We start from the raw sequence: 22,803 nt of genomic DNA on the forward strand, positions 1-22,803 counted from the left end.
GGTCCTTTCCGCCGGGCCGCGGTGCGGGACGACCTTGGGGTCGTTCCGCTCGCTCAGCCCGGGTCTTCGTGAGACGTAAGGCGGATGCCGCTAACTGGAGCGGTCCGCGACGGCTTCGGCGAAGCGCGTGAGCGCCTCGCGCACGGGTCCATCGGGCAGCGGTTCGAGGGCGTCGATCGCCTCCTGGGACCACGCGTTCGCCAGCTCCCGCGTGGCCCGCGTGGCCTCGTGCTCGCGCAGCCGCGCCAGCGGCTCGTCGAGCAGCGCGGGGTCATCGCCCTCGGCGATGCGGCTGACGCCGTCGTCGATGCGCGCCCGCAGCTCGCCGGAGGAGGCATCCGTCCGCTGTCCGAGCAGGAGATAAGGCATGGTGGGAACGCCCGCACGCAGGTCGGTCCCCGGCACCTTGCCGGTCTCCTCCGGGTCGTCGGAGAGGTCGATCACGTCATCGAGCAGCTGGAAGGCCACGCCGGCCTTCTCGCCGAACGTCACCATCGCCGCCTCGTACTCCTCGGGTCCGTTGGCGAAGATGACGCCGGCCTGCGCGGCGGCCGCGATGAGCGAACCGGTCTTGTCGGAGAGCACCTGGAGGTAGAACGCGACCGGGTCCTCCCCGGCGGCCGGTCCCACCGTCTCGTGCATCTGCCCGAGCACCAGCCGCTCGAAGGTGTCGGCCTGCAGGCGGATGGCGCGGTCGCCGTGACGGGCCATGATCTGGCTGGCGCGGGAGAACAGCAGGTCGCCGGTGAGGATCGCGACGCTGTTGCCCCACACCGCGTGCGCGCTGGGCACACCGCGGCGCTTGTCGGCGGCATCCATCACGTCGTCGTGGTACAGCGATCCCAGATGCGTCATCTCCAGCGCCGTGGCGCCCTCGATGACGTCGTCGGTCACGCCGTCGCCGAGCTGCGCGGCCAGCAGCGCCAGCATCGGCCGGACCCGCTTGCCGCCCGCTTCGTACAGGTAGCGGCTCGTCGCATCGGCGAGCGCGTCGGTCACGCGCAGCTCGCGCTCCAGCGCGGCGTCGACGCGCTTGAGACCGGCCTCGACGGCCGAGAGGAGTGTCCGAGACCGCGGTCCCGCGAAAGTGCGGTCGGTGAGGCCCAGCTTGCCCGCGATGTGCGAGCCGGGCACGGAAGGAGTCACGTTTCCAGCCTACCGTCCGGGCGTCGACCACCCTCCGCGCCGGCGGTCAGCGGGGCTTGGACGCGCGGTGCAGGGCGACGATCCCCATCGAGAGGTTGCGGTAGGCCACATCGGTCCATCCCGCCTCGCGGATCCACGCCGACAGCGTGCGCTGGTCGGGCCAGTCCCGGATGGACTCGTTGAGATAGTCGTAGGCTTCGGCGTTCGAGCTCACCGCCTTGGCGACGACAGGCAGGACCCGGTCGTTGTAGAACCGATAGAGGCCGCGGAACGCCTTCGACGGCGGGTGCGAGAACTCGCAGATCACCAGGCGCCCGCCGGGACGGGTGACACGCAGCAGCTCGCGCAGCGCCTTGCGCGGATCATGGACGTTGCGCAGCCCGAAGGACATCGTGACCGTGTCGAACCAGCCGTCCTCGAACGGCAGCTCTGTGGCGTCGGCCTGCACGAAGGAGAGATTCGGTATGCCTCCGCCGCGCGAGCGGGGGCCGTAGCGGCGCTCGCCCTCGGCGATCATGCCGGGCGAGAAGTCGGCGGCGACGACCGCGGCGCCCCGGCGCGCGAGCGCGACGCTCGACGCCCCCGTGCCTGCCGCCACGTCGAGGATGCGCTGGCCCGGCCGCGGATCGACCGCGCGGGTGGTGGCCGCGCGCCAGAACTTGTCGTTGCCGACGCTGAGCACCGTGTTGGTGCGGTCGTATCCGGCCGCCACCTGATCGAACATGCCGCTCACGCGCGAGGGATCCTTGTGCAGATCGGCGCGGTTCGGCTCTGATGCGGAGGGATCGGATGCCACGTGTCGAGTCTAGGCCGGGGGCTCCCCAGCGCGCTCAGGGTCGGTTCGTCCCTCGCATCAGGCGCGGTCGAGGGCGTCCAGTCGCGACAGCCACGCGTCGGCGGTCGCGTCGTCGAACGGCGCCACCCGAGAGCGCACGCGCTGCTCCAGGTCCGCCGCGAGCATCTCGAGCCGTTCGACGACGTCGAGCGGGTAGCCGTACGCCACCCGGTGCTCTTCCCACTCGTCGCGGTCGTCGATGAAGACGCCCCGCTCGTCGATCGCGCGCACCACATCGAGGTCCATGTCGATGCCGGTCGGCTCCTCGTCCTCCCAGTGGGCATCCCACGCGAGGTCGATGTAGACGCGGTAGGTCGCCGGCGGAGCCTGGTTCAGCGTCACCACGTGATCGCCGCCCGGGGGCAGCAGCGTGACGTTGGGCGCGTCGGCGAGGAAGTCGCGTCCCGGCCGGAAGCTCCGCCATCCGGCGAGCTGACCGAACCAGTCGCCCCACCGGTCGCTGCCCAGGTACACGCACTCGTGCACCCAGTGCGGTCCACCGTCCCACTTCCGCCAGCGGAACAGCACGCGTGTACCCGGCTCGGGCCGGGGCGGGACGACGATGTCGGTCACCCCGCGAGTCTAGGCTGGGAAGGTGACGTCCTCGCACCGCCCGCTCCCGCTGGTGGTCGAAACCCGCGAGATCGATCCGGTCGACGACCTGCTCGCGTACACCTCCCCCGATCAGCCGCTGGCGTGGCTCCGTCGTGGCGACGGCATCGTCGGGATCGGCGAGGTGGGCGGCTACGCACGCGGGCCCGAGGCGGGGGCCGGCGTCGATCCCGGCCCGATCCCGGCACCGGCCGACGCCTGGCGCGCGATCGCCGCCGGAGCGGCCGTCGACGACCCGGTGGGACTGCCGGGCACGGGTCTGGTGGCCTTCGGCACGCTGGTCTTCGACGAGAGCTCGCGCGCGAGCAGCCGACTGATCATCCCGCAGGCGGTCGTCGGACGGTATCGTGGACGCTCCTGGATCACGCGGATCCGTGCGGTGGGGGCCGGGCCGGCAGAGCCGGCGGTCGAGCCCGTCCCGTACGGACCGTACTGGTCGGGCACGCTCGGACCGGGCTCGCTCGACCCCGCCGGCTACCAGGCGGCCGTCCGCGCCGCCGTCGAGGCGATCGGCCGGGGCGAGGTGGAGAAGGTCGTGCTCGCACGGGACTTGGTCGGCACGGTGCCCGCCGGCGCCGACCTCCGGCGGCTGGTGCGCGCGCTCTCGCACGACTATCCCGACACGTGGACCTTCGCCGTCGACGGGCTGCTGGGAGCAAGTCCCGAGACCCTCGTGACGGTCTCGGGCGGCTCGGTCACCGCCCGCGTGCTCGCGGGCACGATCCCCCGCGGCACGGACGCCGGTGACGACGCCGCGGCATCCGATTCGCTCGCGCACAGCGCGAAGGACATCGCCGAGCACCGGTTCGCCGTGCGCAGCGTGCTCGAGACGCTCGAACCGCACGTCCGCGACCTGCGGGCCGACGCCGAGCCCTTCACCCTCGAGCTGCCGAACCTGTGGCACCTGGCCACCGACGTCGCCGGCGACCTGTCCGACCAGGCGTCGTCCCTCGACCTCGTCGCGGCGCTGCACCCGACGGCCGCCGTCGCCGGGACGCCGAGGGATGCCGCGATCGCGGCGATCCGCCGGCTCGAGCCGTTCGACCGGGGTCGCTACGCCGGTCCGGTCGGGTGGGTCGACGGCGACGGCGACGGCGAGTGGGCGATCGCCCTGCGATGCGCGCAGATCGGCGGCGCCCCGGCGCGCCGCCACGCCGAGTACAGCGACACCATCCCCGTCGTCGCGCACGCCGGCGCCGGGATCGTCGCCGCGAGCGACCCCGAGGCGGAGCTGCTGGAGACCCGCGTGAAGTTCCGGCCGATCGTCGACGCACTGGCCTGATGCCCGGGGCGCCCTCGTCCTAGACTCCCGCCATGACGTTCGAGGTCGCCGCCGAGGCGTACGACGGCTTCATGGGGCGGTTCTCCCAGCCCCTGGCCGAGCTTTTCGTCGAGTTCGCCGAGCCGCCGCTGGGCGGGCGGGCGCTCGATGTCGGCTGCGGCACCGGCGCGCTGACCGCGGTGCTGGCCCGCCGGTACGGCGAGACCGAGGTCGCGGCCGTCGATCCTTCCGCGAGCTTCGTGGACGCCATGACCGAGCGGTTCCCGTGGGTGGACGTGCGACACGGGCATGCCGAGGCGCTGCCTTTCGAGGACGGCATCTTCGCCACCGCCCTCGCCGAGCTCGTCGTGCACTTCATGACGGATGCCGCGGCGGGCGTGCGCGAGATGCTCCGGGTCACGCGCGCCGGCGGCGTGGTGGCGGCGTGCGTGTGGGACTTCGCCGGCGGGCGGGCACCGCAGAGCACGTTCTTCCGGGCCCTCTCGTCGGTCGTCGACGGCGTGGACGACGAGACCGAGCGTGTCGGTTCGCGGGCCGGAGACCTGGGCTCGCTACTGCGGGATGCGGGATGCTCAAACGTCGAGGAGGCCGAGCTCGCCGTGGAGGTGCCCTACCTGGGGTTCGAGGACTGGTGGGATTCGTACAACCTGGGCGTGGCTCCGGCGGGTCGCCAGCTCGCCGCGCTGGGCGACGCCGATCGCGAACGAGTCCGCGATGCCTGCGCCGGCCTGCTGCCCAGCGGCGCGTTCACGCTCGCCGCCACCGCGTGGGCCGCCCGGGGCGTCGTCCCGTAGACCGCCGGCCTGCTCAGCTCGCCGCCAGACGCTTCTTCTCGGCCTCGACGTCGAAGGTGGCGGCGGGCCACTGCGGATCGATGTCCTCGAGGGCCTCGAGCAGCAGGTGCTGGACCGCGAGACGGGCGTACCATTTGCGGTCGGCCGGCACGACGAACCACGGGGCGTGGTCGGTCGAGGTCCGCTCGAAGACGGTCTGATAGGCCGCCATGTACTGCGGCCACCGCTGGCGCTCGTCCACGTCGCCCGGGTTGTACTTCCAGTGCTTGTCGGGGCGCTCGAGCCGCTCCAGGAGCCGCTCCTTCTGCTCCTGTGGCGAGATGTGCAGCATCACCTTGACGATGCGGGTGCCGGCATCGGCCACCCTCTTCTCGAAGTCGTTGATCGCACCGTAGCGGCGCTCGATCTCGTCGGCCGGCGCCAGCTGCCGCACCCGCCCGATGAGCACATCCTCGTAGTGCGAGCGGTCGAAGACCCCGATGTAGCCGGGTGCCGGGAGGCGCCGCTCGACCCGCCACAGGAAGTCGTGCCCGAGCTCCTCGGGCGTAGGCTTCTTGAAGGCTGTGAGCGCGATGCCCTGCGGGTCGACCGACCCGACGACGTGCCGGATGATGCCGCCCTTGCCCGCCGAGTCCATCGCCTGCAGCACCAGCAGCACCGACGCGTCGGTGGACTCGACCCGGCTGCGGGCGAACAGCCGCTCCTGGTACTCGTCCAGCTGCACGGCGCCGGCGGCGAGGTCTTCGGCGGCCTGCACCTTGTCCTTGTCGTACCCGGGCGTCGCGCGCGGGTCGACCCCTGCCAGCCGGAATCCCGGGCCGACGCGGAGCAGCTCGGCGACGTCGGCGGTCCAGTGCTTCTGGCTTCGGGCGATCATGCAGCCATCATGGCGCATGGTCTCCGCCGACTCCGTGGTCACCCGGCCGGATCGAGCCCGCGGCGCCGGACGCAGGTTCCGGTCAGCGCTCGAGCGGAACCTCGATGAGCTGCGGGCCCGTCACCGGCGACGTCAGCGCCTGGTCGAGGGCGGAGCGGGTCGTCACGCGCCGGTGATCCCATCCGTACGCCTTCGCCACATCCGCGAGCGTCACGGCGTGGGGGGTGTAGAGGACGCGATCCATCGCGTCCTCATCGGCGACGCCCGCCGCCTCGAGACCGTCGAAGATCGTGCCGCCGCCGTCGTTGCCGACGACCACCTGCAGCCGCGGCCGCGGCTCTCCCGGAGGCAGCAGCAGGGCTCCGACATCGTGGAGCAGGGCGAGGTCGCCGAGGAGCACGCGGGTGACGCCCGGGCGCTCGTCGGTCTGGCTCGCGAGCGCGATCCCGGTGGCGGTGGCCACGGTCCCGTCGATCCCGGCGAGGCCGCGGTTGGCGTGCACGGGCACCTTCTTGCCGGGAAGCAGCGCGTCCGCGACCCGCACCAGACGTGACGAGCCGAAGACGAGCCGGTCGTGCGGCCACGTCGCCCGCCACACCGCGTCGACGAGCGCCGCGCGGTCCAGCGGCGCGCGGATGACGGCGAGCTCCGCGGCGATCGCGCCGAGCCGCTGCTCCGGCACCGCCGACGACAGGCCGTCGGCATCCGGAGCGGGCGGGGCGAGATCCACGGATGCCTGCCGCGAGGCGCGCATCCACGCTCCCAGCCATTCCCGATCGGGCTGCCCGGCGGCGGCGGCGACGGCGTCGACGGCGCGCGAGCACCCGTTGAGGTTCAGCGCCTCTCCGGGCCCCCGGACGGCGATGACCTCGACGTCGCGCCGGGACAGCAGCGCGGCCGCCTCGCGGCTGAGCGTCGGGTGCCCGAGGACGACGACGCGCTCGACGCGCCCGCCCAGCTGGGGGTCGGCCAGGAGGCGCCGGTAGCCGTGCACGAGGTGTCGTCCGAACCGCGCGCCGCTGACGATCTCGGCCACGAGCGGCCAGCCGCCGGCGTGCGCGACCGCTTCGGCGTCCGCCCCCGCGTCGGCGCCGGCGAGGACGATCGTGCGGGGTCCGGGGTCGAGGATGAACGGCGGAGCCGACCGGCCCGCCGCGGGCTCGACGACGGTCGGGTCCTCCGGGGTGGAAGCGTCCGCGGGCGCGCCGCCCGGGGCGGTCGCCGCGCCCAGCCATCGAGGGAACTCGCCCGCGAGCGGCTCGCGGTACGGCACGTTGAGGTGGACGGGACCGGCCGGCCGTGAGGGGTCGCCGACCGCCGCAGCGAGCGCCGCATCCGCGACCCGCCGAAGCGTGCGGGTGTGCTCCCCGTCGCCATCGGCGTCTCCGCGATCCGGAACCGGCAGGTCGGCTTCGTGACGCGTGTGCGGCGCGAAGATCCCCGGCTGACGGGTGGCCTGATTCGCCCCCACGCCGCGCAGCTCGGGAGGACGGTCGGCGGTGAGCAGGAGCAGGGGCACACCGGCGTGGTGCGCCTCGAGCACCGAAGGCAGCAGGTTGGCCACGGCGGTGCCCGATGTGCAGATGACGACCGCCGGCATCCCGGTCTCCCGCCCGATCCCCAGCGCGGTGAAGCCGGCGACACGCTCGTCGATGCGCACATGGACGCGGACGGCACCGCGTCGCTCCAGTTCGGCGGCGACGAGGGCCAGCGCCTGCGAACGCGAGCCCGGACTGACCACGATGTGCTCGACGCCGCGCTCGACCAGTCGTCCCAGCAATGCGGCGGCGGCATCCGTCGCGGGTGAGATCAGCCCGCGCTCGTCGGCCGTCACGTCAGCCGACGACGCCGCGCTGCCCGCGGGTGTCGTCGTCGCCGTCGGCGGGACGGCTGGGCGGGTCGGTCGGCGCCGCGCCGGGAGCGGTCGAGGATCCGGATGCGCCCGACTCGGGCGCCGCCGCATCGCCGGCGGGCCGGATCGGCGGGCTCCAGCGGGGGTCGTCATCCTCCGCGTCGAGCTGCGCGAGCTCTTCCTCGAGGCGCCGGATGCGCTCGTCCTGATCGCTGATGGACCCGATGCGGCCGAGGAAGTCGGGGTCGTCGTCGGGAGCGCGGCGCGCGGCGACGGCGGACTTGCGCACGCGTCCGACGAGAAGCCACAGGATGCCGCCGAGCACCGGCAGCAGGATCACGATGACCAGCCACACCGGCTTGCTGACACCGCGGTGACGCGACGGGGGCTGCACGGCGCAATCGACGATGGTGAAGACCCAGAACGCGGCCGCCACCAGGGCCAGAATGAGCAGCACCCGAGGCATGCTCCCATCCTAGGCGGGCCCGTCACGCTGTGGTCCGGTCGTGACCGAACCGTCGCTGTGAGTCTGCAGTGCCGGGCGCCCAGGCTTCTCCGGGCGTCGGAACCTAGGATGGACGCGTGAAAGCGCGCTCGGCCATCGTCTACTCGGTCCTGCGGCTGCTGGCGTTCCTGGTGCCGTTCGGCATCCTGATGCTGTTCCCGATCATGCGGGAGTACTACTGGCTCGCCGCAGTCTTCGCAGCCCTCATCGGGCTGAGCCTGTCGGTGCTGTTCCTGCGCAAGCCGCTCGAGGAGGTCACCTCCGGCCTCGCCGAGCGCCGCGCCCGCGCCCGCGCCGCGGTCAGCGACGAGGAGACCGAGGATGCCGCCGCCGATGCGGCCGCCGGTTCCGCGGACGCGCCCGGCGCCGACCCGCGCGCCTGACCGGCCGTCGCGCGCCGCCCACGGTATCCCCCGCAGGAGAAACGGCCTTGCACAGGACGTCGGCCGCGCGGGGATCCTGCGGAAGGACGCATCTCCTCCGCGCGGCGCCCCCGCGGGCGGGCGTGTCGCTCAGCCGACGAAGGCCCAGAACAGGAACGCCCCGTACGCCACCGACGTGAGCGAGGTCACACCCAGGGCGACCACCAGCTCGCGCGGATCCCGGTACGTCCAGACGATGAGGATGGCCGGGAGCGCGCCGAGCAGCGCCAGCAGGGTCAGCCACGCGATCGGGTAGAACAGCGCCAGGAGGACCGCGATGACGAAGGGCACGAGCACGAACAGCGTGAACAGCCAGCGCGTCGCGGTGCGGCCGATGAGCACGGTCAGAGTGCGCTTGCCGGCAGCCCGGTCCTGGTCGATGTCGCGGAGGTTGTTCGCCAGCAGCACGGCGCACGCCAGCAGACCGGCGGCGACCGCCCCGAACCACGCTTCCTGCGGCAGCGACAGGGCCTGCACCCAGGTCGTCCCGAGGGTCGCGACCAGTCCGAAGAAGACGAAGACGAACACCTCGCCCAGCCCGTAGTAGCCGTAGGGGCGCTTGCCGCCGGTGTAGAACCAGGCCGCGACGATGCACGCCGCGCCGACTGCGATGAGCCACCACTGCTGCGTGCGGATGGTGATGGCGAGGCCCGCCAGCGCCGCGATCGCGAAGAAGCCCATCGCGACGAGGAGCACCGTGCGAGGCTCGGCCTTTCGCGAGGCGGTCAGCCGCGCCGGGCCGACACGGTGGTCGTCGGTCCCGCGGATGCCGTCGCTGTAGTCGTTGGCGTAGTTGACGCCGATCTGCAGCGCGGCGGCGACGATGAGGCAGAAGAGGGCGATCACCCAGTGGAACTCGTCGACGACGAGCATCGCCGCGCCGGTGCCGATCAGCACCGGCGTGATGGCCAGCGGGAGCGTGCGCAGCCGTGCCGCCGCGATCCAGTCGCGTGCCGACGCCTTGCTGGGACGCGCGGGGTCACGCGACACCCGAGGCTTCTGCGGATTGCTGCGCGTCACGTGGTTCTTCGGTCCCGGGCGCTTGCGTTTCTTGCTGGAGGTGCCTGCCACGAGTGCACATTCTAGGCGTCGCGGCCATGTCGGCTCGCGGAGCCGCGCTCGTCAAGTCCCTCGCCACCGCAGCGTCGTGAGCCGACCATGGCGGGATGTTGAGCATCGGATCCATCGTGCTGACCGTGGAGGACATCGATCGAGCGGGCGCGTTCTGGCGCGGCGCGCTCGGCTACGTCAACCGCCGCGAGCCGACCGACGACTGGGTGATCCTCGACCCGCCGGACAAGCCGGACTGGGCAGCGCCCGGCGCGAGTCTCGCCCTGTCGGTGACCGGGTACCCGCAGCACTACCCGCCGCGGATCCACCTGGACCTCTACGCCGAGGACCAGCAGGCCGAGGTCCAGCGCCTGCTCGGCCTCGGCGCGCGCGAAGTCGACTGGGACGGATACCCCGAGGACGCCGACTGGATCGTGCTGGAGGACACCGAAGGCAATCGCTTCTGCGTCGTCGACGCCGGTCCGCCGCCGCGCTGACGGCCCCTCAGTGCAGCGCCGCGACGGCGCGGCGGATCGTCTCACGGTCCGGTTTGCCCGACAGCAGCGTCGGCAGCTCATCGACGAGCACCAGCCGCGACGGCCGCGCGTGCGCGCCGATCTCGGCCTGCACCGCCGCGCGCGCCTCTTCCAGCTGCGTCGCCTCGCTCCGGCGCAGCGCCTCGCCGCGGGCCGCGACGACGACGGATGCCTCGCCCCAGCGCTCGTCCGGAACGCCCACCACGACGGCCTCAGCCAGCCCGGGGACCGACCGCACCACCCGCTCCACGCGATCGAGCGAGACGTTGATGCCGCCGGAGACGATGACGTTGTCCAGTCGTCCCCGCACCCGCAGGACACCGTCCTCGATCAGGCCCGCGTCACCGGTGCGGTACCACCGTGCCCCGTCCCGGTCCCGCGGGAACGCGGCATCCGTCCGTTCCGGGTCGCCGAGGTAGCCGCCCGCGAGGGTCGGCCCCGACACCTGCACCTCACCGCTCTCGATGCGCACGCGGACCCCGCGCAGCGGAACCCCGTCGTACACGCAGCCGCCGCTGGTCTCGGTGGCCCCGTACGTGCGGACGATGCGCGCACCGGCGGACTCGGCTCGTTCGAGCGTCGCGGCCGGCAGCGCCTGACCCCCGACGAGGATCGCCTCGAAGGACCGCAGCGCCGCCAGCACGCCCGCGTCGGCCTCGGCGGCGTCGAGCAGCTTCGACAGCTGGGCGGGGACGAGGGAGGTGTAGGTCGGCACGCGGTTCCCGCGCACGGTCGAGACCATCGTGCGGGCAGCCGCGGCGAAGGACTGCGGCGTGAAGGCTCCGGAGAGGATCGCCGGCTCCCGATCGGCGACGAGCGATCGGACCAGGACCTGCAGGCCCGCGACGTAGGCGGCCGGCAGGGCGAGGAGCCACGCGCCGTCGCCGATGCGGTCGGCCGTCGCGAGGGCGCTGGCCGTGAGCGCGTCACGGCTGAGGACGACGCTCTTGGGGATGCCGGTCGAGCCGGAGGTGGTCACGACCACCGCTGTTCCGGCGTCGACGTCCGGCGGGAGTCCCTCGACGAGCCCGAGCGCGAGCGCGGGGCCTGCACCGTGGATCGCGCCGCGGAGGCTGCGCAGGATCTCCCGCGGATCGTCGCCCGTGACCGGCTGCAGCTTCACAGCCGACCTCAGTAGTGCCAGGGATACGGCGACCAGTCGGGGTCGCGCTTCTGCAGGAACGCGTCGCGTCCCTCGACGGCCTCATCGGTGCCGTAGGCGAGCCGCGTCGCCTCGCCGGCGAACACCTGCTGCCCGACCATCCCGTCGTCGACCGCGTTGAACGCGAACTTCAGCATGCGGATGGCCGTCGGCGACTTGGTCAGGATCGTCCGCGCCATGGCGACGGCCTCGCGCTCGAGGTCGGCGTGCGGGACGACGCGGTTGACCGCCCCCATCTCGTGCGCGCGCTGCGCGGAGTACTCCTCGGCGAGGAAGAACACCTCGCGCGCGAACTTCTGCCCCACCTGCCTGGCCATGTACGCCGAGCCGTAGCCGGCGTCGAACGAGCCGACGTCGGCGTCGGTCTGCTTGAACCGCCCGTGCTCGCCAGATGCGATCGACAGATCGCACACGACGTGCAGGGAGTGTCCGCCGCCGGCCGCCCACCCGGGGATCACCGCGATCACGACCTTGGGCATGAACCGGATGAGCCGCTGCACCTCCAGGATGTGCAGTCGGCCGGCACGGGCGGGGTCGGCCACCGCCTGCTCGTCGTCGGAGTACTTGTAGCCGTCGCGGCCGCGGATGCGCTGGTCGCCGCCCGAGCAGAAGGCCCAGCCGCCGTCCTTCGGGCTCGGCCCGTTGCCCGTCAGCAGCACGACGCCGATGCGCGGATCCTGGCGCGCGAGGTCGAGGGCGCGGTACAGCTCGTCGACGGTGTGCGGCCGGAAGGCGTTGCGCACGTCGGGGCGATCGAACGCGATGCGTGCGATGCGTCCGTCCTTCGACACGTGAGCCGTGATGTCGGTGTATCCGCCGTCCGGGGCGCCGGGCGCCGCGATCCACTCGTTCTCGTCGAACAGCTCCGAAACCGTCACCCGGCCAGCCTACGGCGGTGCGACCTCGAGCGTCATGCGGTGCGGACCCGGTCGCCGCGAGGCCTAGCCTGGATCGGTGACTTCGACGCTTCGCCCTCTCGCCGCCGCTGCGGCATCCGCTGTCCTGCTCCTCACTCTCGCCGGCTGCGCCTCCGCAACGCCCACGCCGACGGCGACGGAGACCGGGGAGGCGACCGCCTCGGTCTCGACCGACACCGCGTGCTCGGGCGACGAGGGCGTCACGATCGTCGTGGATGCCTCCGCCCTCGGGGACGACCCCGCCGAGGAGCAGTGCCTCATCACCGAAGAGCCGGTGATCGCCGCCGAGGCCCTGAGGCTGGCGGGCATCGAGACCGAGGGCACCGAGGAGTACGGCGACCAGGTGGTGTGCCGTGTCGACGGCGTGCCCGCTGAGGACACGGCGCTGCCGGCCGAGGACGGCTCGGACTACTTCGAGACCTGCCAGGCGATGCCCGCCGCGTTCGCGTACTGGTCGCTGTGGGTCAAGCCCGGCGGCGGCGAGTGGGGCTACGCGCAGGAAGGCCTGTCGACGCTGGAGCTGCAGCCCGGCGACGCCGTCGAGCTCCTCTTCACCCTGAACGGCGAGCCCGCCGCACCGACCCCGTAACCGATGCCGTGACGTTCCGACCCGGGCCCCTGCGTGCCGCGGCGGCGCTCGCCGTCGGGTTCGTGGTGATCCGGGTCGTCTACCGGATGCTGTTCCACGGCGCCGACGGCGACGGACCGGTGCTGCTCGCGCTGCCGTCGCTGCGGCTGCCGGCGCCGTTCGCGCACGTGGTGATGTTCGGTCCGGTGACCGCGGACGGCCTGTGGGATGCCGCCGTGAGCGCACTGCCGATCGCCGTCGGCATCCTCGCGTTCGGTGTCGTCAACGCCGTCGTCGACGTCGCGCGCGTGTTCGCCCGGGCGTCCCGGCGTGGGCCGCTGCGGGGTCTCGCCCGTGCGCTGGCCATCGCCTGGGCGACCCTTCCGTCCCTCGCCGAGGCCGCGCGGGCGGTCGCGTTCGCGCAGCGGCTGCGAGGCGAGCGCCGCGGCGTGCGGATGCTCGTGCCGCTGCTGCAGCGGACCCTCGAGCGCGCGGGCGCCCTCGCCGCGGCGCTCGAGCTCCGGGGGTTCGCCGGCCGCGGCCTCGACGGCGCCTGCGACGCGCCCGTCGAGGCGTTGACGGTCTCGCTGGGCTTCGGCGGCGGCGATCGAATCCCCGACGCGGGCGTGGCGGGCGCCGTGGGCCTGCGCGTCGACGATCTCACGCTCTCCACCGGCTCCCTCACTCTCCTGTCCGGCCCCACCGGCTCGGGCAAGTCCACGCTGCTGCGGGCACTGGCCGGCCTGCACACCCACGTCGACGGCGGCTGGCTCACGGGGAATCCGCGTGTCGTCGGTCACGATCGCCGCGAGGTGCCGCCGAGGGACCTCGCGCAGCGGGTCGGGGTCGTGCTGCAGCATCCGCGGGAGGCGTTCGTCACGGATCGGGTGCGAGACGAGATCGGACTCGCACTCGAGCTGCGCGGCGTCGCCCCGACGATCACGACCGCGCGCGTCGCGGAGGTCGCGGGCCGCGTCGGCGTGACGGCGCTGCTCGACCGGTCGATGCGCGGGCTGTCGGCCGGTGAGGCGACGCTCGTCGCGATCGCCGCCGCCGTCGTGGAGCATCCCATCCTGCTGCTCGTCGACGAGCCGCTGGCCGACCTCGACGGGGCGGCTCGCGGGCGCGTGGTCGACGTGCTGGACCGGCTGGCGCACGAGGCGGGCGTGTGCGTCGTCGTCGCCGAGCACCGCGTGGAGGCCCTGACGAGCGTCGCCGACCGGGCGTTCCGGATCGACGGCGGGACGGTCGTCGAGGGGCTCCCCCGTGCCGGATCGGACCGCGACGGGCCGGCCCGAGGTCTGACTCCGCCCCGGACGGACGATGCCCTCGCCGTGGGCGATGCGGTGCTGCGTGCCCGGGCGGTCACGGTGCGCCACCGCGACCTCGTCGCCGTCGCGGCGGCCGAGCTCGACCTTCTCCCCGGCGAGGTGGTCGCGCTCGTCGGGCCCAACGGCGCCGGCAAGTCGAGTCTGCTCGCCGCGCTCGCCCTGCCGCCGCGCGGAAGCGATGTGGTCGCCGGCGGACGTGTCGCCCTCGTCCCGGATGCCTCGGACGACCTGTTCGTGCACGACTCCGTCGCAGCCGAATGCGAGCGGGCCGACCGGCGCGCGGCGCGGACCGAACGCCGGCGTGCGCGCGTGAATGCGGAGATGACCGGGAACGAGGACGAGATCGCGGGATCCGCTCCTCGATCCGGCGGATCTCCTCGATTCCTCCCGCTCGCCCCGGCGCCGGCGGGCACCACGGCGGCGCTCCTCGCCGCCTTCCTCGGCCTCGAGCCCGAGAGCCCGGAGTTCCGGATGCGACTGGCGCGGCATCCGCGGGACCTCTCGGTCGGCGAGCGCCGGTGCCTCGCGCTCGCGATCCAGCTCGCGACGCGGCCGCGCGTCCTCCTCGTGGACGAGCCGACGCGGGGGCTCGACCCGGCGGCGCGCGCCATGGTGTGCGCGGCGCTGGTGGGACTGGCGGCGCAGGGCGCGGCCGTGCTGATCGCGTCGCACGAGCCCGAGGTGGCCGCCCTCGCGGATCGGGTTCTGACGATGGATGCCGGCGTGCTCGCCGCCGCGCCGGCATCCCGACCGGATGCCTCGCTCCCTGCTCCCGCGACGGCGCAGGTCGCGGCTCCGCGTCGTTCCCGGATTCCGGCGCCCCACCGCCGGGACGAGCCCTCGTCGCGCCCGGCCGGTCCAGCTCACCCTGCGGCGGTCGCGGCCGCGCGGCGAATTCCCCTCATGGCGCTGCTCGCCGCGAATGCGGTGGCGTTGGCCTCCTTCTGCTGGCCCCTCGTCGCCGCCGCGCTCCCCCAGCAGGCGCACGCGGCCGTCCCCGTCGCCGCTCTCGCCCTCGCACCGCTCGCCGCGCTCGTCGTCGTCGCGACGCTGGACGGCACCGTCCGTTCGGCCCACATGCTGGCGCTGCTGGGAACCCTCGCCGCGATCGGCGCGGCCGTCCGCATCGCGGGCACCGGCGCGGGCGGCGTCGAGGCCGTGTTCATCCTGCTGATCCTCGCCGGCCGCGCCTTCGGGGCGAGGTTCGGGATGCTGCTGGGTCTGGCCACGATCGTCCTGTCGACGGCCGTGACCGGCAGCTTCGGACCCTGGACGCCGTTCCAGATGTTCGCGTGCGGGTGGGTCGCTGCGATGGCGGGGCTGCTTCCCCGCCAGGTGGAGCGCCGTTCCGAGATCGCGATGCTCTGCGGGTACGGCGTCGCCGCCTCCTACGTCTTCGGGCTGCTGATGAATCTGTGGTTCTGGCCGTTCGCGGTCGGCTACGGCACCGGCATCTCGTACGAGCCGGGGGCGCCGCTGGTGGAGAACCTCGCCGGGTTCCTGCTGTATTCGCTCGTCACCTCGACCGCCGGCTGGGACACCCTCCGCGCCGTCACGACGGTGCTCGGCCTCCTGCTCGTCGGGCGTCCCGTCCTCGCGGCGCTGCGTCGCACCAAGCCCCTCGCTCCTGCCGCCCGGCCACTTCCGAGTCGCGTGCCCGCTCCGACGCCCTGACCCCGGGATGCCGCGGCACGTGCCGCGGCCACCGCCCGGCGCCGTGGCATCCTGTCCCGTCCACAGGAGAACCGCACCTCGACAGGACGTCGCCCCGCCGAACCTCCTGTGGAGGACGACTTCTCCTGCGCCGGCCGCGCCTCAGACGGAGAAGTACTTCGCCTCGGGGTGATGGAAGACGAACGCGTCCGTGGACTGCTCGGGGTGCAGCTGCAGCTCCTCGCTGAGCTCGACCCCCATGCGCTCGGGGCGCAGCAGCTCGACGACCTTGCGGCGGTCCTCCATGTCGGGGCACGCCGGGTAGCCGAGCGAGAACCGGGCACCGCGGTACTCGAGCTTGAACAGGCCCGCCGTGTCGGTGGGGTCCTCATCCGAGAAGCCGAGCTCCGCGCGCACGCGCGCGTGCCAGTACTCCGCGAGCGCCTCGGTGAGCTGCATGACCAGCCCGTTGAGCTCGTAGTAGTCGCGGTACCGGTCTTCGGCGAAGAGCTTCGCCGTCACCGTGTCGATGCGTGCGCCGGCGGTGACGAGCTGCACGGGAAGCACGTCGACCTGCCCGGACCCGCGTGACCGCACGAAGTCGGCGAGGCACAGGTGCCGGTCGCGACGCTGGCGGGGGAAGTGGAACCGCAGTCGGTCGGCGCCGATCGCCCCGTCCGAGCCGCCGTCGGGCGCGAGCAGCCCCGGGGCTCCCAGCACGCCCGCCGGGTCGTCGCCGTGGTGCAGCACGACCACGTCATCGCCCTCGGACACCACCGGGAAGTAGCCGTACGCGACCGAGGCGTCCAGCATCCCCTCGGCGAGGATGCGGTCCAGCCAGTACCGCAGCCGCGGTCGTCCCTCGGTCTGCACGAGCACCTCGTACGACAGGCCGTCCGCGCCGCGCCCCGGCTTGAGGCCCCACTGCCCCATGAACGTCGCGCGCTCGTCGAGGAAGGCGGCGTAGTCCTGCAGCGCGATCCCCCGGACGATGCGGGTCCCCCAGAACGGCGGCGCGGGAACGGGATTGTCGGATGCCACGTCCGAGCGGGCCGGCATGGCTTCGGGCTCCGTGAGCGTGAGCCGCGAACCCGCGGCGTGGCGGCGCTTCTTCAGTGCCGGGAGCCCCACCGACGCGGGATCGGCGCCGCGCGCGATCTTCACGAGGGGCTCCATGAGCGCCAGCCCCTCGAAGGCGTCGCGGGCGTAGCGCACCTCGCCCTCGAAGAGTCCGGCGAGGTCGTCCTCGACGTAGGCGCGGGTGAGCGCCGCGCCGCCGAGGATGATCGGCCAGCGCTTGGCGAGGCCCCTTGACTGCAGCTCCTCGAGGTTCTCCTTCATGACGACCGTGGACTTCACCAGCAGGCCCGACATGCCGATCACGTCGGCGTCGTGCTCCTCGGCGGCGGCGATGATGTCGGCGATCGGCTGCTTGATCCCGAGGTTGATCACCTCGTAGCCGTTGTTGGTCAGGATGATGTCGACGAGGTTCTTGCCGATGTCGTGCACGTCACCGCGCACGGTCGCCAGGACGATGCGGCCCCGGCCGGAGGCATCCGCTCGCTCCATGTGGGGCTCGAGGAGGGCCACCGCCGTCTTCATGACCTCGGCCGACTGCAGCACGAAGGGCAGCTGCATCTCACCGGCGCCGAAACGCTCGCCGACGATCTTCATGCCCTCGAGCAGGTGATCGTTGATGATCTGCAGCGGCGTGAGCCCGCCCTCGCGGGCGAGGTCCAGGTCGGCTTCGAGCCCCTTGCCCTCGCCGTCGATGATGCGCCGCTCGAGGCGCTCGCCGACCGGCAGCGCCGCGAGCTCGGCGGCGCGCTGGTCGCGCAGGGCGGCGGTGTCGACGCCGGCGAAGAGGTCGAGCATGCGGGCCAGCGGGTCGTAGGTGACGTTGCCGTCGGCGTCGTACTCGCGGCGGTCCCATACCAGGTCGAGCGCGACCTGGCGCTGCTCGTCCGACAGCGACGCCAGCGGCACGATCTTGGCGGCGTCGACGATCGCCGAAGTCAGCCCTGCCTGGACGGCCTCATGCAGGAACGCCGAGTTGAGCACGCTCCGGGCGGCGGGGTTGAGCCCGAACGACACGTTGGACACCCCGAGGGTGGTCTGGATGCCGGGGTACTTCTGGGTGATCCGGCGGATCGCCTCGATCGTCTCGATCGCGTCGCGGCGCGTCTCCTCCTGTCCCGTGGCGATCGGGAACGTCAGGCAGTCGACGATGATGTCGGTCACCCGCATCCCCCACGCGCCGGTCAGCTCCTCCACGAGCCGGGAGGCGATCCGCATCTTGTCGTCGGCGGTGCGGGCCTGGCCCTGCTCGTCGATCGTCAGGGCGATCACCGCGGTGCCGTGCTCCTTGACGAGCGGCATGATGCGGCCGAACCGCGAGGTCGGGCCGTCGCCGTCCTCGTAGTTGACGGAGTTGACGACCGGGCGGCCGCCGATGAGCTCGAGTCCCGCCCGGATCACCCCCGGCTCGGTGGAGTCCACCACGAGCGGCAGCGTGGAGGCCGAGGCGAACCGCGACACCACCTCACGGATGTCGGCGACGCCGTCGCGCCCGACGTAGTCCACGCAGACGTCGAGCAGGTGCGCGCCGACCCGGATCTGGTTGCGCGCGATCTCGACGCAGTCGTCCCACCGCCCCTCGAGCATCGCCTCGCGGAACGCCTTGGAGCCGTTGGCGTTGGTCCGCTCGCCGATGGCGAGGTACGAGGCATCCTGCGCGAAGGAGACGTGCTGGTACAGCGACGCCACGCCGGGATCGAGTGCCGGTCGCCGCTCCCCCGCCGCCCGCAGCGGCCGCAGCCGCTCGACGACGGCGGCCAGGTGCTCGGGGGTCGTGCCGCAGCATCCGCCCACGAGGCCCAGGCCGAACTCGCGCACGAACTGCTCGTGCGCGGTCGCCAGCTCGGACGGCGACAGCGGATAGTGCGCGCCGTCGGCGGTCAGCACCGGGAGCCCGGCGTTGGGCATGCACGCGATGGGCACGGTCGCGTGCCGGGAGAGGTGACGCAGGTGCTCGCTCATCTCCGTCGGACCCGTGGCGCAGTTCAGGCCGATCGCGTCGACGCCGAGCGGCTCGATCGCCGTCAGGGCGGCGCCGATCTCGCTGCCCATCAGCATCGTGCCGGTGGTCTCGACCGTGACCTCGACGAAGATCGGCAGCCGGATGCCGCGGCTCACGATCGCCTGCCTGCAGCCGTTGATGGCCGCCTTGGTCTGCAGGAGATCCTGCGAGGTCTCCACGAGGAACGCGTCGGCCCCGCCGTCGATGAGGCCTTCGGCCTGCAGGGCGAACGTCTGCTTCAGGTGGTCGTACGTCGTGTGACCGAGGCTGGGGAGTTTCGTGCCCGGTCCCATGGAGCCGAGCACCCACCGCTCACGGCCGTCCGCGGCCTCAGCCGCTTCGGCGCGTTCGCGCGCGATGCGGGCGCCGGCGGCCGCCAGTTCGGCGATGCGGTCGTCGATGCCGTAGTCGCCGAGGTTGGACCAGTTCGCCCCGAAGGTGTTGGTCTCGACGGCGTCGACGCCCACCGCGAGGTAGGCGTCGTGGATCGCCGCGATGACGTCGGGCCTCGTGATGTTGAGGATCTCGTTGCAGCCCTCGAGCCCCTGGAAGTCCGTCTCGATCGACAGGTCGTGACGCTGCAGCATCGTGCCCATGGCGCCATCGGCGATGACGACACGGCGCTGCACGGCATCCCGCAGCCGCTCCGAGCGATCCGGGCGCGGGACGCCCTCGATGTCGAGCGCGAAGCGGGGAGCGGTGGAGGCGGCGGTCACTCGGCGATTTTAGTCGCGCAGGCCCTGCCCGGCCGCTCGCGTGACGGTCTGCGTCGGCGCCGCTCGAGGCATCCCGTGGTCGGTCGCCCCTCCGCGAGACAGCATCCGAGCGCCGAGACAGCGTCCGCGTTCACGCAGTCTCGGCGTCCCGATGCTGTCTCACGGAAACGACACCGGGACGGGACGCGACGGGTCAGGCGTTCTTGGCGTCGCGCCAGCGCAGCCAGGAGCGCACGAGGTCGTAGTTCCAGTCCGGCCCGTGGAACGCCAGCGTGAACAGGCGCACGCCGGCGTCGTAGAGCTCGTCGGCGAAGTCCTCGCCCTTCTGGTGGAGCTCGTTGGAGATCACCAGGTCGGACGTGTCGCGCTGCTCGCGCTCGGCCCAGCGCTCGATGACGTCGAGCTTGTGCGCCAGTTCGTCCGGTCGGACGAAGCTGTGCCAGATGTCGGCGTGACGCGCCACGAGGCGCAGCGTCTTCTGCTCGCCCTTGCCGCCGATCATCACCGGGATGTCGCGGGTCGGCGCGGGATTGAGCTTCGCCCACCGCGCCTCGATGCGCTCGAGTCCCACGGCGAGGTCGTCCAGCCGCGAGCCGGCGGTGCCGAACTCGTAGCCGTACTCGGCGTAGTCGCGGGCGAACCAGCCGGCGCCGGTGGCGAAGATGAAGCGGCCGAGACCGCCGCCCTTCGCAGAGATGTGGTCCACGGTGCGCGCCATGTCAGCCTGCAGGTCGGGGTTGCGGTAGCTGTTGCAGTTCACGAGCGCTCCGAACTCGACCCGCTCGGTCTGCTCGGCCCACGCGGCGAGCATCGTCCAGGACTCGAAGTGCATCCCTTCGGGATCGCCTGAGAGCGGGAAGAAGTGGTCCCAGTTGAACAGGATGTCCACTCCCATCTCCTCGAGGCGGCGCACCGCGTCGCGGAAGGCCGGGTACGGAGCGTGCTGGGGCTGCAGCTGCACGCCGAGGCGGACGGGGGTATCCAGAAGAGGCATGGGTTTCAGCCTAAGCGGGCGGATGCCGTCGCCTCCGGCACCCGCCCACTGCGTCAGCGCGCGCGCCGCGCCTTCACGAAGGCGTCGACCGCGTCCCATGCCGCGACGGCCACGATGCCGAAGCCGGTCAGCGTCAGCACGACGCCACGGACCGTCTCCACGCTGCCGGCGGCGATCACCGCGTCGAAGAAACCGGGATTCACCAGCTGCTCGTTCATCAGCAGCCACACCGCCGGCAGCGCGATCGCGAGGTTGAGGCACAGGTTCACCGTCGCCGAGCCGATGTCCCAGCGGCCCTTGGCGTAGACCGAGATGGCGAGCAGCGCCTCGAGCACCATGAGCACGAACAGCGCGCCGATCCACCAGGGCCAGAGCGACGGCGCGAGGAACGGCATCCGCTCTCCCGTCTCGGCCACCAGGACGAAGCCGACGAACCGGTCCCAGAGGATCGCCCCCGCGGCGACGGCGAGGAAGACCAGGGACGCGACCAGGTCGGTCAGTCCGGCGCCGCGATCCCGCGGCTCCGGCAGGCTCTCGGGCGTCCAGTCGCCGACGAATCCGACGTCGCTGCCTTTCGCCGTGCGCTCGACGATGAAGAACACGAGCGTGGTCCAGAACCCGATGTGGACGACGACGCCGAGAACCACCGAGACGACGGAGGCGATGATCTCGCCGAAATCAGCGCCGGCGAGGGTCTGTCCGAGCGCGACGCCGAACGCCGCGCACGCCGGGACGATCGCCCACAGCAGCTTCGTCAGGCGCCACCACGCGAGGTAGTAGCGCGGGCCGATGAGGTGCAGCGGCCGGTCGGTGTAATCCGCGGCCAGCTTCTCGGGGTCGCCGAGGTCGATGAGGACCGCGCGCTCGGCGGCAGCCCGATCCTGGCCGTCGGCCACGCGGGCCTCGACCTGGTCGTCGATCGAGGCGCGCAGCTCGGCGGCCAGGTCGGCGCGCTGTCGCTCGGGCACCGTGCGCATCGCGGCGTCGACGTACCGTTCGGTGAGGGTTGTGGTGGTCATATCAGTCCTCCTTCGGAAGCGCATCGATCGCCGCCGCGATCGCGCGGAAGTCGTCGGTGAGCGCGGATGCCAGGCGAGCGCCCGCCGCGCTGGTGCGGTAGAACTTGCGGGGCCTCGCTTCGTCCGTGTTCCACTCGCTGGTGAGACACCCCTGCTTCTCGAGGCGCCGCAGCAGCGGATAGAGGGTGTTGGCATCCGTCGCGAAGCCTCGCGTCTGGAGCTCCTCGAGCAGTCCGTACCCGTAGCCGGGCACGGCCAGCAGCCGCAGGCATGCCAGGACGACCGTGCCGCGCCGCAGCTCCTGCAGGTGCGTCTCGAGGATCTCCGACTCGCTCATGCCTCACACGATACTGTGTGTCACACACCATCGTCAACAACACATTGTCGTCATGACGAGATCTCGTCGTTGCGCCGGGACGGTGACCAAGATGGGAGCATGACCGCGCTTCCTTCGCTCGCCGACATCCTCCGCACCGCGCGCGTCGTCGCCGTGCCGCTGGCGACGCGGTTCCGCGGCGTCGACGTCCGCGAGGCCGTTCTCTTCGAGGGCCCCGAGGGCTGGACGGAGTTCTCGCCCTTCACGGAGTACGACGACCGCGAGTCGGCCACCTGGCTCGCCGCCGCCGTCGACTACGGCTGGATGCCTCAGCCGGCCCCGCTGCGCGACGAGATCCCCGTCAACGCCACCGTGCCGGCGGTGGACGCGCGGTCCGTTCCCGGCGTCCTCGCGCGCTTCGACGGATGCCGGACGGCGAAGGTCAAGGTCGCCGAGGCCGGCCAGCGCCTCGAGGACGACATCGCGCGCGTACGCGCCGTGCGAGACGCGATGGGTCCGGAAGGCCGCATCCGCATCGACGCGAACGGCGGATGGAACGTCGACGAGGCCGAGCACGCCTTGCACGGGCTCGCGGAGTTCGATCTCGAATACGCCGAGCAGCCGTGCGCCACGGTCGACGACCTCGCGCAGCTTCGGCGTCGCGTGAAGTACATGGGCATCCCCATCGCCGCCGACGAGAGCGTTCGCAAGGCATCGGACCCGCTCGCCGTCGCCCGCGCGGGGGCGGCCGACGTGCTGGTCGTGAAGGCGCAGCCACTGGGCGGCATCCGCCGTGCGCTCGACATCGTCGCCGAGGCCGGGCTGCCGGCCGTCGTGTCGAGCGCCCTCGACACCTCGGTCGGCCTCGCCATGGGGGCGACACTGGCCGCGGCGCTGCCGACGCTCGACTACGACTGCGGCCTGGGCACGGCGTCGCTGTTCAGCGCGGATGTCGCGTCCCCGTCGCTCACGCCTCGCGCCGGCTCACTGCCGGTGGGCCGGATCGAGCCCGACCCGTCGCTGCTCGATGCGCATGCGGCATCCGACGATCGGCGCGAGTGGTGGCTGACCCGGCTGACGCGGTGCTACGAGCTGCTCGGGGAGGGCTGAGCCGCCGATCCCATCCCCTCTCCGACC

20 protein-coding genes are annotated in these 22,803 nt (G+C 72.6%); 7 read left to right on the top strand and 13 right to left on the bottom strand.

The features are described 5' to 3' along the window. Window positions 1–90: 90 nt before the first annotated feature. Genes AC5RVZ_RS09670 through AC5RVZ_RS09680 form a run of 3 tightly spaced genes read right to left on the bottom strand, consistent with a single transcriptional unit; the run spans window position 91 to window position 2,554 of the window. Complete coding sequence (locus tag AC5RVZ_RS09670; RefSeq protein WP_494065538.1) at window positions 91–1,146, bottom strand: polyprenyl synthetase family protein; 1,056 nt, start codon at window positions 1,144–1,146, stop codon at window positions 91–93. A 46-nt stretch (window positions 1,147–1,192) separates the two neighbouring features. Further along, on the bottom strand, window positions 1,193–1,942 hold the full coding sequence (locus AC5RVZ_RS09675; protein ID WP_494065539.1) for a demethylmenaquinone methyltransferase: 750 nt from the start codon (window positions 1,940–1,942) through the stop codon (window positions 1,193–1,195). A 57-nt stretch (window positions 1,943–1,999) separates the two neighbouring features. Next, on the bottom strand, window positions 2,000–2,554 hold the full coding sequence (locus AC5RVZ_RS09680; protein ID WP_494065540.1) for a DUF402 domain-containing protein: 555 nt from the start codon (window positions 2,552–2,554) through the stop codon (window positions 2,000–2,002). A 22-nt stretch (window positions 2,555–2,576) separates the two neighbouring features. Here AC5RVZ_RS09680 and AC5RVZ_RS09685 point away from each other — a divergent pair, with 22 nt between their 5' ends. Both AC5RVZ_RS09685 and AC5RVZ_RS09690 read left to right on the top strand, forming a co-directional pair. Next, complete coding sequence (locus AC5RVZ_RS09685; RefSeq protein WP_494065541.1) at window positions 2,577–3,875, top strand: isochorismate synthase; 1,299 nt, start codon at window positions 2,577–2,579, stop codon at window positions 3,873–3,875. A 32-nt stretch (window positions 3,876–3,907) separates the two neighbouring features. Then, a complete protein-coding gene (locus AC5RVZ_RS09690; RefSeq protein WP_494065542.1) occupies window positions 3,908–4,669 on the top strand; it encodes a class I SAM-dependent methyltransferase in 762 nt (253 codons plus the stop codon). A 13-nt stretch (window positions 4,670–4,682) separates the two neighbouring features. Here AC5RVZ_RS09690 and AC5RVZ_RS09695 read toward each other — a convergent pair whose 3' ends face one another. The 3 genes from AC5RVZ_RS09695 to AC5RVZ_RS09705 all read right to left on the bottom strand — a co-directional run bounded on the left by AC5RVZ_RS09695 (window position 4,683) and on the right by AC5RVZ_RS09705 (window position 7,864). Next, a complete protein-coding gene (locus AC5RVZ_RS09695) occupies window positions 4,683–5,546 on the bottom strand; it encodes a polyphosphate kinase 2 family protein (protein ID WP_494065543.1) in 864 nt (287 codons plus the stop codon). A gap of 82 nt (window positions 5,547–5,628) precedes the next feature. Continuing rightward, a complete protein-coding gene (menD, locus tag AC5RVZ_RS09700) occupies window positions 5,629–7,380 on the bottom strand; it encodes a 2-succinyl-5-enolpyruvyl-6-hydroxy-3-cyclohexene-1-carboxylic-acid synthase (protein ID WP_494065544.1) in 1,752 nt (583 codons plus the stop codon). Between the two features lies 1 nt (window position 7,381). Continuing rightward, window positions 7,382–7,864 (bottom strand): PLD nuclease N-terminal domain-containing protein, encoded by a 483-nt coding sequence (locus AC5RVZ_RS09705; RefSeq protein WP_494065545.1) that lies wholly within the window; start codon window positions 7,862–7,864, stop codon window positions 7,382–7,384. A 116-nt stretch (window positions 7,865–7,980) separates the two neighbouring features. On the opposite strand from AC5RVZ_RS09705, the gene AC5RVZ_RS09710 reads away from it, so the two are divergent. Continuing rightward, on the top strand, window positions 7,981–8,286 hold the full coding sequence (locus AC5RVZ_RS09710) for a DUF4229 domain-containing protein (RefSeq protein WP_494065546.1): 306 nt from the start codon (window positions 7,981–7,983) through the stop codon (window positions 8,284–8,286). Window positions 8,287–8,415: 129 nt separating this feature from the next. On the opposite strand, the gene AC5RVZ_RS09715 is transcribed toward AC5RVZ_RS09710, so the two are convergent. Continuing rightward, on the bottom strand, window positions 8,416–9,396 hold the full coding sequence (locus tag AC5RVZ_RS09715) for a 1,4-dihydroxy-2-naphthoate polyprenyltransferase (protein ID WP_494065547.1): 981 nt from the start codon (window positions 9,394–9,396) through the stop codon (window positions 8,416–8,418). A gap of 95 nt (window positions 9,397–9,491) precedes the next feature. Between AC5RVZ_RS09715 and AC5RVZ_RS09720 the strand changes: the two genes are divergently transcribed. After that, window positions 9,492–9,872 (top strand): VOC family protein, encoded by a 381-nt coding sequence (locus tag AC5RVZ_RS09720; RefSeq protein WP_494065548.1) that lies wholly within the window; start codon window positions 9,492–9,494, stop codon window positions 9,870–9,872. Between the two features lie 7 nt (window positions 9,873–9,879). On the opposite strand, the gene AC5RVZ_RS09725 is transcribed toward AC5RVZ_RS09720, so the two are convergent. Continuing rightward, window positions 9,880–11,034 (bottom strand): AMP-binding protein, encoded by a 1,155-nt coding sequence (locus tag AC5RVZ_RS09725; RefSeq protein ID WP_494065549.1) that lies wholly within the window; start codon window positions 11,032–11,034, stop codon window positions 9,880–9,882. Window positions 11,035–11,042: 8 nt separating this feature from the next. Continuing rightward, window positions 11,043–11,951, bottom strand: coding sequence for a 1,4-dihydroxy-2-naphthoyl-CoA synthase (locus tag AC5RVZ_RS09730; protein WP_494065550.1), 909 nt, complete (start codon window positions 11,949–11,951; stop codon window positions 11,043–11,045). A gap of 76 nt (window positions 11,952–12,027) precedes the next feature. On the opposite strand from AC5RVZ_RS09730, the gene AC5RVZ_RS09735 reads away from it, so the two are divergent. Beyond that, complete coding sequence (locus AC5RVZ_RS09735) at window positions 12,028–12,579, top strand: hypothetical protein (RefSeq protein WP_494065551.1); 552 nt, start codon at window positions 12,028–12,030, stop codon at window positions 12,577–12,579. 8 nt (window positions 12,580–12,587) lie between these two features. Beyond that, complete coding sequence (locus AC5RVZ_RS09740) at window positions 12,588–15,563, top strand: ATP-binding cassette domain-containing protein (protein WP_494065552.1); 2,976 nt, start codon at window positions 12,588–12,590, stop codon at window positions 15,561–15,563. A gap of 141 nt (window positions 15,564–15,704) precedes the next feature. Here the strand turns inward: AC5RVZ_RS09740 and metH are convergent, their stop codons facing one another. The 4 genes from metH to AC5RVZ_RS09760 all read right to left on the bottom strand — a co-directional run bounded on the left by metH (window position 15,705) and on the right by AC5RVZ_RS09760 (window position 21,687). Beyond that, window positions 15,705–19,337 (bottom strand): methionine synthase, encoded by a 3,633-nt coding sequence (metH, locus tag AC5RVZ_RS09745; protein ID WP_494065553.1) that lies wholly within the window; start codon window positions 19,335–19,337, stop codon window positions 15,705–15,707. 193 nt (window positions 19,338–19,530) lie between these two features. Next, a complete protein-coding gene (locus tag AC5RVZ_RS09750) occupies window positions 19,531–20,331 on the bottom strand; it encodes an LLM class F420-dependent oxidoreductase (protein ID WP_494065554.1) in 801 nt (266 codons plus the stop codon). A 53-nt stretch (window positions 20,332–20,384) separates the two neighbouring features. Beyond that, the gene (locus AC5RVZ_RS09755; protein WP_494065555.1) at window positions 20,385–21,350 is read right to left on the bottom strand and encodes a permease prefix domain 1-containing protein; all 966 of its coding nucleotides are present in this window, start codon (window positions 21,348–21,350) and stop codon (window positions 20,385–20,387) included. 1 nt (window position 21,351) lies between these two features. Then, window positions 21,352–21,687 carry a PadR family transcriptional regulator gene (locus AC5RVZ_RS09760; protein ID WP_494065556.1) on the bottom strand — a complete coding sequence of 112 codons (336 nt, stop codon included), beginning with the start codon at window positions 21,685–21,687 and terminating at the stop codon, window positions 21,352–21,354. 99 nt (window positions 21,688–21,786) lie between these two features. Between AC5RVZ_RS09760 and AC5RVZ_RS09765 the strand changes: the two genes are divergently transcribed. Then, window positions 21,787–22,776 carry an o-succinylbenzoate synthase gene (locus AC5RVZ_RS09765; RefSeq protein ID WP_494065557.1) on the top strand — a complete coding sequence of 330 codons (990 nt, stop codon included), beginning with the start codon at window positions 21,787–21,789 and terminating at the stop codon, window positions 22,774–22,776. Window positions 22,777–22,803 lie beyond the last annotated feature (27 nt).

The sequence above is a fragment of the Arthrobacter sp. Cza30 genome (assembly GCF_059090765.1).